Below are 11,831 nucleotides of genomic sequence, written 5' to 3'. Positions count from 1 at the left end.
ACCTGTTCAAACGCTTGCATTACAGGTTCAAATAGGGGAATGAACGATGACGTTAGTCAGCCAGAAGGGGGATCCTGTGGTTGTTGTTGAGCAAATTGATTATGAAGCTTGGAATGATGCCTTGGCTGGCGCATTCTTCAGTTCTGATCACTCTGGACAGATGGTTTATCTGGATCAAGACGACCATGCTTTTGAAACAGCTTACGTTTCGCTCGGCCTGGCTTCTGTCAACGAAGCTATCACGTCGCTGGCAGAGGCAGTGGCGAACAGGCTGTGTTGGTACCCTTCTGGTCGAGAAACATTCGCCGAATACGACATGCTCACGAAGCGATGGCTGTATGGACGTAAATCCGCGCTTGGGAAGAAGCAACCTGTACCAGCGCCACCGCATATTGCGTTGCTCATGTTGTTGTCCATCGCTGCAGAAAGGATGCAGACTTCTGCTTCTGGTGGAGCTTCAGGGGATGGAAGCTACTATGTTCAGTTAGAGCGCCTCTTAGAAATTCCTAATTCGGAATCTATACGATTGCGGCGTTCCTTCGCTATGTCGAGCGAGACATACTGGGAAGCGCTCAGCGTTTGGCTTGAAGACTTTTCCGGGACAAAGGGGCTGCCTAGCGCTTATGCATTGATGTACCGCTATGTTGGCCTGCCTATTTCTCAGGCGCTTATTCGCAATACCGAACGTCGAAATATAAATCGATTCTTTGCAGAGCAGGGATTTATCGCAGGTTCATCTGTATCGCATGCAGAAATGTTCGCTGCTTTGGACGTCTGGCTTACATTACCTGGCAGTAGTGCGAACCAGGCGCTTCGAATTATTTGGGCAAAACCTGGAAACCAGGACAGAGTAACTGAGCTTGCACTCGCTCAATTTGGAGTTTGGGAAGGCCCCAAGGCCACCGGATTCGGTGAGCGTCATGTTTCGAGAGCGGCGCGATGTATTCTGAGCTGGAGAAACGAACGACAGCTTCTATCGTCAGTCGCAAAATTCGGATTGATTGCAACCCATGGCGTCCCCGAAGATGGTGTCGGTCAAGTCATCGTTGAAGATGGGACTCATGCGACTGTCAGTTTCAAGCCTGCAGGTAACAACTCCTATGGTGTCAGTTTCGACGGGCATCAGATTGAGCCGGGATCGCTGGTGGGCTCCACAATCTCCATTACGACTTCCGAAGGCCAAAAGCTTCAACGTGCTCCCAAACGCATTGTCATCTTTGCTAAAGATGCACTGACTGCTTCATACGTCGAAGTTGACCGTGCCGTAGCTGGACTAGAAACACGCGTATTGCTCAAAAACGAAGAACGACTTGTCTCGAACGTTGAAGCAATCCTAAAAGATTCTGCTCAGCCGTCGTATAGAAAAGTTGAAGGTGGAGGGACAGAAGGAATCCCCCAAGGATGGGTCGCATACGTTGATGTCACACTTCTGCGCGCACCCAATGAAAAGCTTGTAGAACACACTGATTTCTCAGCTTTCCAACCTCGTCTGACTACCCAAATGACGTTGCAGGGCGGTCTGCGACTTCCCGGAAGAACAAGACGTTGGAGTTCACTCGCGCCTATGTCATTGATCATTACCTCGGAAGATCAAGGCCCAGTCGATCTATATAGGATCGATCTAAATCCAGACTCTCTAAAAACTACTGATGTATTGCTCCATGAGAACATTGTTCCGCCCTTCAAAGTCGGCGTGAAGAGTTTGTCGGGAGGACATGCTGATTTCACGCTCTCTTTGCGCCGAAAGAAGAAGACTCTCCAGAATTTGCAGCTCAGGTTACGCCACGCTGATTCATCGGACAGTGCCGATCCAGAACAACTTCGCTCAATTGCTCATGCAGTTGGTACCGCGCTGTGGCCACTTACCGCTGTTGAAGAAGCAGATACAGCAAAGGGATGGATTATGGGCGCCAATATCGATGCATCTCCTTTTATTGGTGATCTACAGGATTGTTCAATTTCCGCCAAAGTTATGTGGTCCGGTCGCAAGAACTTTGGTATGACACGTGCGAAGTTGAAACTCCCAAAACCTGGTGAAAAAAGCTGTGTCGTAACCGGAAGGCATGTTTTCACCGTGCCAACTTTCGATGGTAAGTACCCTAAAACTCCTTGGATGTATGCACAATGTAACGAATGCGGAATCAGCAAGCGCTATCCAACCCGTATTAAGGACGCTCGAAAGAAAGAATATTCAGGGACTGTGGCGAGAAAGTCGCTACCAAAAATTTCAGCAGCTCAAGCCAATCCAAACTTGAACGCAATGCTTGATGCAATGATGTTTTTAGGAGAGGGGACGCGTAAAGAGTTCTCCGTTCTGGCGAGGCAATTGGAAGATTCTGCTCTATTTGAGCGTACGCTACTTCTGTCGTTGGAATCCTTGGCTTTTATTGAGGTTGAACGTGATGAACGATTAGAAATTGTTGCTTGGGAGTCCGCTTATCAGTGTGTCGCAGGTGCCGATGACGGAACATGGCTCTTGACTGGTCCATGGAGTAATGCACTTGTTAAGGAGATTTCTGCGGGAGTCTCCTCAGCCGGAGGAATCGTGAAAGAATCGGACACGAACGACATGATCCTTGCGCATTTTGCCGACATTTCCAGGTCCAAACTAGTAGGAATCCTTGAAGAATATGTGGACGAAGAGGACATTGTTCCAAGAAACGGCCTCGCTCTTGCCGAAGCACTACCTCCTATGTCTACCCTCGTCCGTGATCTGAAGCGAGAGCCTTTCCCCTCCCTGAACCAGTATGAGTATTTCCTTCTCGACAGCGCGACCTGGATCGAAAGCCAGGCCGCAGAGATTCCAGGGTTATATCGACTTTCGCGTGTTCAAGGGGCTGGTTATTTTCTGAGAACTGAAGCGGATATCGAGAGTGGAACTGGTGCTCGCGTCTGGGCAGAACTAGGTAAACATCTATCCGCAAATATTCTTAAGAAACCTTTGTTGTCCTATGATTCAAATGAGAGAAAACTGCGGGTCCCACTAGGCGCTTCTTTGCCGGGACTATATGGACGGTCAGCAGTGCTGGCTTCGGGTGGTTTACCTGATGAAGAAACTCGACTTAATTCAATAACTTATAACGGGATTTCGCCAGAAACAGCCACCGTTATCATTAGAAAGGTCATGTCTTGAGCAAGAAGCCTAATCCTATGAGCGTGTCTCAGGATCTGAAGGAAGCATTTCTCCGTTATTTCAATACGAACTATCGTTTGCGTTCGAAAGGATTGTCAGCTGACCGCGAAGATCTTGTCGCGAAAGAAGGACAGATTTTTCGCGAAGCTCTTATCGAGCCGGTCTTGCCGTATCCAGCAACCGATGATTTGCTCAAGACGGCGGTTGCAGCGGGGTATTCTGAGAATGTAGCAAGAGTTGTGGGCACCGCGTTCTTTGGTGATTACATCAACGCGGAGAAGGGTGAACGCCTGATGCTGCGCAAGCACCAGGCTCTGGCGATAACTACCAACCGCGACGTTCATGACACCGGGAAACATAATGTTGTCGTGACCTCAGGAACCGGTTCAGGTAAGACTGAAGCTATGCTCCTCCCAATCTTGCTGAGACTGGTAGAAGAATCGGAGAACTGGGAAAAACCAGGCCCAGTCGAATGCTGGTGGCGAGGAACGAATGCCAAATACCAGCGAATGCGTGCGAGTGAAAGCCGTCCTGCAGCTGTTCGCGCAATGATTCTTTATCCAACGAACGCATTGGTAGAAGATCAGCTGACTCGTTTGCGGTCGGCTTTCAGACGTATCGCGAAAGATCTGCCTCAGGCGCGATTGTGGTTCGGGCGTTACACCGGCGCGACTCTAGGCAATAACCACCTGCCCACATCAAAAGATAAGAGCCGAGTCGGAGCGATTAGCAAAGAAATTCAGGAACTGGAGAAGGAATTCAACAGTTTGCAGGATTCTGCTCATGTGCATGAAGCAGACTTAGCGCTGTTCACGGATCCTACGAGAAACGAGATGGTTACGCGGTGGGACATGGTCCAGGATCCGCCCGACGTGTTTGTCTCGAACTTCTCAATGATTAACGCAATTTTGATGCGTGAATTTGAATCTCCAATTTTTGCTAAAACGAAAGCTTGGCTTGCTTCAGATCCCACTCACGTCTTCACTTTGGCTGTTGATGAGCTTCATTCATATCGTGGTGCATCCGGCAGTGAAGTCGCGTTGTTGCTCCGCCGTATCCTGGACAAGCTAGGGCTGGAGCCAAACAGCCCCCAGCTTCGAATTGTTGCTGCTTCTGCTTCCTTGGAAGGTGACGCCGATGGGCTGAACTTCCTTGAGGAGTTTTTTGGTGTTGATGCCTCGACTTTCGTTGTAACTGCCGGACAGCCACTAGAGCTCGAATCTCTGGAACCAATTGCCCGAAGCAGCGTACTATCTGCTGCCGAAAACGGCACACTAGTGGGACAAGCTGAAGAGCTCTCCAAAATAGTTGCGCAGGCATGCTTTGACCCTGAAGAGAAGCGGTACCGCGCGCAGTTCCTTAGCACTATCGCTGAGAGAATTTTTAATGAAGAAGATCAGGACCTCGCGGGCCTGGAAGCTGTATTAGCTGCAATCGGTGAAAAAGCAACGACACCAGTTCCTCTTCGCGGCCATATTTTTGCCAGAGTACTTTCGGGTTTGTGGGCCTGTACTAATCCCGAATGCAGTGGTGTATCGCCCGACAGGCGAGACGCGGAACGTCGCGTGGGAAAGATTTTTGGGCAGCCGCTGTCAACCTGCGACGATTGCGGGTCGCGTGTATTGGAACTCATTCTTTGTAGTGAATGTGGCGATGCGAGCCTTGGCGGTTATGTTCTTCCTCTTCATGACAACGAAGAAGCGCTAAGCGCTACTCCGACAGGTGTCTTGGGGGATGCCCCGGGGCTGACCACTAATCGTGCGCGAAAGGATTATCGATGGTTCTGGCCGTCTAGCGAACAAGTTCCTGTCGGTGCGAACAAAAAGTGGACCGTACAGGGGTTCAATGCATCATGGTTGCCAGCTGACCTGAATCAAGCGGGAATACTGAGTCTTGGCGGCTTTGACTGCAACGGTTGGGTACTTCAATTGGGCGGCCAGGAAGTAGGCGACGCACCAGCTATTCCACCGCGTTGCCCTCATTGCGGACAATCTGATACTCAGTCCGTGGACTTTAAACAGGGCCGTGTTGTATCTCCTCTTCAGGGGCATGCGACTTCTCCAGCCCAGGCAACATCTATCTACCTGCGTCAGTTACCTCGGACGCTAGGGTCGGAGCCCAAGGATTATCGGACCATAGTCTTTACTGATAACCGTGATTCTGCAGCCAGAACTTCAGCGTCCCTTGCGACGCGACAGTACGGCGATATTCTGGTCCAGATGTTGAGAAAGGGACTGAAAGAAGCATCGGCGACCAGCACCGTGGACATTCTGGAGCGTAGGGCAACAGATCCGCTGTCGCTGTCACCTCAAGAAGCTGCACAGACTGATCACATCCTCACTTCGAACACAGCCTTATTTATGGCAGTTTTGGCGCGAATGAGTGGGGCGGCTACGCCCGAACAAGTAGCTCTTATTGAATCTGCGGAAGCGGGCACAGAAACGGGGATTAGTTGGTCTGATCTGCGTTCTCGTGTTGAATCGCAAATGGTCCGGATTGGTTTGAGTCCTGCCGGCAGTTCCGCAAGCGCCCAATCTTCGTTCGGTGAACCTTGGTATAAGTTCTACGCGCCACCTTCTGCAGGATTATGGGAGCAGATGGACCCTTCGTCGACAGTTCGTACCCAAAGCCAATTTAGCAAGATGCTTGATAGTGAACTTGCTCGGCAGGTCTTCGACGCCGGACGTCGTGATGTTGAATCCACCCATCTTGCTTGGTTCCCTGTTTCTGTACCTGACGATGAAGCTAGCCCATTAGACGGTCAGATTTCTACGGAAGTACTTTCTAGTTGCGTACGCATACTAGGCCTTTCACGGAACTACGAAGGTCACTGGGCAGCTGATACTGCCACGAGTAAAACACCAGTTGCGATCAAGAGTTACCTGACTAAGGTTGCAGCAAAGCATGGAGTTGATGCTGATGTCCTAGAAGCCTGGGTCTATTCAGTTCTGGAGAGAATCGGTGTGACTTTGGGCTGGGTGCTGAAGCTCAACGGGAATTCAGGGAAAGTACGTTTTGCACTGGCTGGGGACAACGTTTGGGTTTGCAGTAAGTGCGCTTTCCAACATTTACATGGTTCAGCGGGAGTATGTGCGAACAAGGGTTGCGAATCAGTTGAGCTTCTTCTGCAGCCTTTGGACACTAGTGCCCAAGATTACTATGGCTGGTTAGCTGACCAAGAGGTGCGTCGCATCGCAGTAGCCGAGCTAACTGCACAAACAAAACCTGCTTCTGAGCAGCGTCGTCGTCAGCGTTGGTTTAAGGGTGTGCAGCTGCCTGCGCCGGACGAGAATTCGTTAACCTGTGAGCTCGATGTTCTTAGCGTAACCACCACAATGGAGGTCGGGGTGGACATTGGATCACTTAACGCGACATTGATGGCAAATATGCCGCCTCAACGGTTTAACTATCAGCAGCGCGTTGGCCGTGCTGGCCGCTCCGGCCAGGCGTTCTCATTTGCAATTACTTCTTGTCGTGACTCCGCGCATGATGAGTACTACTTCAATCATGCCTATAGGATGACCGGGGACTTGCCGCCTCAACCCTTCTTGGATTTGGGCCGAGTACGAATTGTTCAGCGAATTGTTGCCGCCGAGACACTGAAACGTGCTTTTGCGTCCTTACCTACCCCACCAGAGTGGGGGCCCGAAAGCCTCCATGGAACCTTCGGTACCGTTGACGAATGGGCAACTCGAAAAGCCGGAGTTGCTAAATGGCTGGCGTCGAATGACGATGTCGAGAGTATCGTTCATCGTTTGACTTCGTATACACGTCTCAACGACGACGAAGTCAAATCGGTCATTGAATGGACCCGTCATGACATCGTCAGCGAAATTGACAAGATTATTGCCCAACCTGACATTTCGGAGAATGAACTTAGCAAGGCACTTGCCTTGGGCGGGCTTCTGCCTATGTTTGGATTCCCAACTCGGGTGCGTCAGCTGTATGGGGATAAGTCTCCAACTGCCAAGTCTCTGGAATCCAAGACTGTTTCTGATCGCCCATTGAGCATGGCAATTACTAACTATGCTCCTGGTGCAGAAGTAGTTAGAGACAGAATGATCCATGTTGCCGCCGGGTTTGTTAACTACGAACACCGAAATGGGAAAGTGTTCTCGAGCGACCCGTTGGGCAAGGAACACACCGTATCAGGCTGTCCAGAGTGCTCGACTACCGTCATCGATAAGCCCAACGTGACTGTTTGCCCTAGCTGTAACTCGCAGATGAGAGTCTTTAGCCTTTATGAGCCATTGGGGTTCCGCACCACTTACATGCCAAGGCCGTACCGAATCGATCAGGCTCGTTCTCAGACGAAGAGCCTTCCGTCCTTTGTTTCAACTGGGGATGAACCTCAGGGTGAGCCGGTCGGCGCGGTAGACGTGCGACTTTACGAACAAGGAAAGTTGCTTCAATACAACGACAATCGGGGTCGTCTATTCGAATTGGTTAAGACCGATGACGATGACTCAGTTGTTGCAATTAATTCGGAATTGTACCGACGGGGTTGGAAAGGAAAACCAGAGAACGGCAAGGACCTCGGCAAAAGCGCTATCGGCGAAATCCGCACCACGGATGCCATGACGGTGGATTTCTCGCGTCTTGCCACTAGCGGAGGCTTTGTTCCTACGGCGCCACATGTGGTCCCCGCCGGTGAAGCCGCTTTGTGGTCTATGGCAGAAGTGCTGAGGACTGCAGCTAAACAACAGCTCGATATTGACCCTCAGGAGATGCAGGCGGGACTGCAGCACAGAACGGCCAACGGTGTTTCGTCAGCTCGTGTGTTCCTTGCAGACTCGCTTGAGAATGGCGCTGGATACGCAGCTCAAATTGCTAAGCCGGATGTCTTCGGCAAGCTCATCAAAGAGACTCGTCAAGCTCTTCAAGAAGAATTTGAGGGGAAGAGCCATCGTGCATGTTCAACTTCGTGCCCTGATTGTCTTCGTTCTTGGGATAACCAGCGGCTTCACGGCGTTCTTGATTGGCGCCTAGCCTTGGACGTATTGGATTTATCTTCGGGGCTTGAGCTGAATCTGTCGCGTTGGTTTGACCGTATTGATGAAGTTCGCTCGATCGCGGAAAGCCTGCACTCCGATATCAGAGTGGAGCGTGTGGGCGAGGACGGCACACCGATGATATTGCTGGATGATGCACGCGTTGGCGTTCTCATCGGCCATCCACTGTGGTTCCGCGATCGTGACAACCCGCTTCAGCAGCAACTGGCAACGGAGCGAGCAGCCGTGGCTCATGTTCCAGAGTATCGGGTATACCCAAGCGACTTTGTTGAGTTTGGACGAAAGGCCTTGCCAATCTTGCAAGCTGCGGTCAACGGGAAATCTGTGGCACTCAAACAGACCGTGTGATGAGCCTGTCAGTTTGATTGTTACGAAGCCCTGAATAACGGACGTGACTAGGGGCTTACACAATCAAACTGACAGGCTCTGCCGCGATAACAGCGGGGAAACTGCTCACTGGACCTTGTTCAACAGACTGCCCTGGCCGTTAGCCAGCTCATAATTCCAGCCGAACTGGAATACGTCAACGGAAAACCTAGTTGGACTATGCAAGTACAAATTCCACTTCAGGAGTCTTATCCCATGGATCTGTTTTCCCCTCTCGCCCTCGGCGACCTCAAGCTGTCCAACCGCTTGGTCATGGCACCGCTCACCCGTTCCCGTTCGGGCAAGGACGGCGTGCCCAACGCAGATGTAGTCGAGTATTACCGCCAGCGCGCGTCCCTGGGCCTGATTGTCAGCGAGGGCACCTACCCGAGCTTTGCCGGCCAGGGATTCGTCCGCCAGCCGGGCCTAGTCACCGAGGAACAGATTGCCGGCTGGAAGAAGGTCACCGACGCGGTGCACGCCGAAGGCGGCCTCATCGTCGCCCAGGTCATGCATGCTGGCCGCGTCACCCACCCGGAAACCACCGGTGTCGACTACGTCGAAGCACCCAGTGCCATCGCGGTTGAGGGCGAGTCGCGCACCTACACCGGAAAGCACGCCTACCCGGTTCCGCATGCACTGGGTTCTGAAGAACTCCCACGGATCATCGAGGAATTCGTGACTGCTTCGCGCAACGCCATCGCCGCCGGATTCGACGGCGTGGAGCTTCACGGTGCCAACGGCTACCTGTTGCACGAGTTCCTGGCACCTTCGGCCAACACCCGCACCGATAACTATGGTGGCTCCCCGGAGAACCGGGCCCGCTTTGTCATTGAAGTAGTGACCGCGGTTGCCAACGCCATTGGCGCCGGGAAAACCGGCCTGCGCATTTCGCCGGAACACAACGTCCAGGGTGCGCTGGAAAACGATCGCGCGGATGTGCTGGCTACCTACACCGAGCTGGTCCAGGGCATCGCGCCACTGGGGCTAGCCAACCTGAGCATCCTGCACCACGACCCAGCCGGCGAGCTGGTCCAGTCGCTGCGCAAGGAATTCGGCGGTCCGGTGCTGCTGAACACCGGCTTCGCTGAGATCACCACCTATGAGGAAGCCGCTCGCGTGGCTGCCGAAGGCTGGGGCGAAGCCGTTGTCGTGGGCCGCCCTGCGATTGCCAACCCGGATCTGGTGCGCCGCTGGAAAGAACAGCTGCCGCTGAACGAACCGGATTTCGCGACCTTCTACACCGAAGGTCCCAAAGGCTACATCGACTACCCGTTCTGGGAGAACTGATCACGCCAGCTCAATAGCAATGCCAGCGGCTCCGTCCAACCTGCATTGGATGGAGCCGCCGGCTTATTGTCCTGTTCTAGCTTCGAACCTACCCAAACCAGGGCTTCTCGGCCGCGGCGAGCGTTCCGTCGTTCTTGGCCATGTTCGGCCACTGGTTCACGTACTCCTGGAACTCGTCATCACCCAGCGGTAGCAGGGTAGGCCTTCTGGGAGAAGTTGAACGGCTTGTCCGGGTGCACTGCGCACAGCTCGGGATGCTCATTGGTCACCCACCGGGTTTCCGAGGCATCGGTGGTCATCACATCCGCCCGTGCGCTGCTGAAGTATCTGGCGACGCGATCCCTGGTTGCAGCCGAACGCTGGAATGATTTATCCATTGGACGCCGGCCGTAGCTTCACTTACCTCAGGTGCCGCAGCTGCCCTGTCCAGTTGGCCCGGAACGTGCCAGCGTGCCGAGGCCGGCGTGGAGGTCTTCAGCTTGCATCCCCTCGGAGTTTCATCTGCTCGTAGGCGTCCAGGGCGTCGAGCCGTGATTGCTTCAGATCCACGATGGGCTCCGCGGCCAACGGTGCGAATCGGGAGGCATAGCTTCCTTGCGGGTCGAATTTCTTGGCCTGCAATTCCGGATTGAAGACCCTGAAATACGGCGCAGCATCGGCGCCGCTGCCAGCAACCCATTGCCAATTGGCGGTATTGCAGGCAATGTCCGCATCCACCAAGGTGTCCCAGAACCAGCGCTCGCCGACCTTCCAATGCACCTGCAGGTTCTTGACCAGCAGGCTGGCTGCAACCATGCGCACCCGGTTGTGCATCCATCCGGTCTGCCAGAGCTGCTGCATGCCCGCGTCGACCAGGCGAAAGCCCGTCTTACCGCGCTGCCAAGCGGCGACGTGGTCCGAAGTTTGCGGATCGTCCTCCGGCCACGCCCAGTCGAAGTGGTCGAACTCTGCGCGAAGGTTCCGCTCCGGCAGGTGCGGGTGATGGTAGTACAGGTGCCAGCAGAAGTCTCGCCAGGCCAGCTGGCGCCGCATTGCGGTGGCCCCTTCGGCTGCTTTGGGATTCTCAGCGGCAAGCCGGCCCAGAGCATCCCACATCTCGTGGGGGCCCAGATGCCCCCAACGCAGCGCAGGGGACAGGGCGGAAGTTCCGTCCAGATCGGGCCGGTCATGGTGAACCGGATAGTCTTCGGCAATTGATTCCAGGACCTCTTCGAGCCGTTGGCGCGCAGGCGCTTCGCCGGGTTCCCACCGCTCTGCCAATCCTGCAGTCCAATCCGTTGTTGCCGGCAGCAGTTCGAGTTCTTCCAGTTCGAGACCGGAGGGGATTGCCGATTCGGTGACGTGATCTTGGGCTGCAGGTGCTGGGAGCGCGGGCCTGATGGTGCTGTCGCGCAAGGCATTGTAGAAAGGTGTGAAGACCTTGTAGCCGGTTTCGTTCTTGGTCATCAGTTCCCACGGTTCGTGCAATAGCGTGCCGGGATAGCTGTGAGCTTCGAGTCCGAGGGCGCGTAGTGCGGTTTTGGCTTGGGTATCCACCTCGCGTTCCGGTTGACCATAACGGCGGTTCCAGTGAACAGCCCCGGCCTTGGTTTGCTTGGCCAAATCCGTGATTTTTTCGTCCGCTGAACCTTTGAGTAGGACAAGCGGAATGCCCAGTTCCTCCAGCGACGCTTGTAGGCTTTTCAACCCCTGGTGCAGCCACCACTTGGCCGCACCACCCAATGGGCGAATGCCCGGGGAATCCTCGTCAAGAATGAATACTGCGATCACTGGTCCTGCGGATAAGGCGGAGGTTAGTGCGGGATTATCTGCGGTGCGCAGGTCATCGCGGAACCACATGAGCTGGACTGGCGGTGGCGAGTGGTTCATTTGAGAGCTTCCCTTTCGATGCGCTATTCAGGTAGTTAGCTTAGCTAATTAGATCCATGCACGGTTTCAACCTGTGTCGTGCGTCGGAAATTTCGGGCACTGAATCATGTTTTCCCTCGTCAAGTCAGTGGCAGAAACCTTGGGCTTGCCTGTGCGAGGGT

At 53.7% G+C, this 11,831-nt stretch carries 5 protein-coding genes; 3 read left to right on the top strand and 2 right to left on the bottom strand.

Features of this window, described 5'->3' with window-relative positions; all coding sequences use genetic code 11:
- The first annotated feature begins 46 nt into the window (after window positions 1-46).
- The 3 genes from ACLQ8T_RS15090 to ACLQ8T_RS15080 all read left to right on the top strand — a co-directional run bounded on the left by ACLQ8T_RS15090 (window position 47) and on the right by ACLQ8T_RS15080 (window position 9,801).
- Window positions 47-3,133, top strand: coding sequence for a hypothetical protein (locus tag ACLQ8T_RS15090; RefSeq protein ID WP_413455142.1), 3,087 nt, complete (start codon window positions 47-49; stop codon window positions 3,131-3,133).
- 17 nt (window positions 3,134-3,150) lie between these two features.
- Entirely contained in the window at window positions 3,151-8,493 is a 5,343-nt protein-coding gene (locus tag ACLQ8T_RS15085) for a DEAD/DEAH box helicase (RefSeq protein WP_413455141.1), read from the top strand.
- Window positions 8,494-8,727: 234 nt separating this feature from the next.
- On the top strand, window positions 8,728-9,801 hold the full coding sequence (locus tag ACLQ8T_RS15080) for an alkene reductase (RefSeq protein ID WP_413455140.1): 1,074 nt from the start codon (window positions 8,728-8,730) through the stop codon (window positions 9,799-9,801).
- Window positions 9,802-9,980: 179 nt separating this feature from the next.
- Here the strand turns inward: ACLQ8T_RS15080 and ACLQ8T_RS15075 are convergent, their stop codons facing one another.
- Window positions 9,981-10,178, bottom strand: coding sequence for a hypothetical protein (locus ACLQ8T_RS15075; protein ID WP_413455139.1), 198 nt, complete (start codon window positions 10,176-10,178; stop codon window positions 9,981-9,983).
- Between the two features lie 97 nt (window positions 10,179-10,275).
- A complete protein-coding gene (locus ACLQ8T_RS15070) occupies window positions 10,276-11,670 on the bottom strand; it encodes a cryptochrome/photolyase family protein (RefSeq protein WP_413455138.1) in 1,395 nt (464 codons plus the stop codon).
- Between the last annotated feature and the right edge of the window lie 161 nt (window positions 11,671-11,831).

The organism is Glutamicibacter sp. FR1 (genome assembly GCF_047300825.1).
GTDB classification, from domain to species: Bacteria; Actinomycetota; Actinomycetes; order Actinomycetales; family Micrococcaceae; genus Glutamicibacter; species Glutamicibacter nicotianae.
The sequence above is the reverse complement of the archived record's forward strand: the minus strand, read 5'-3'. Positions and strand labels throughout refer to the sequence as shown.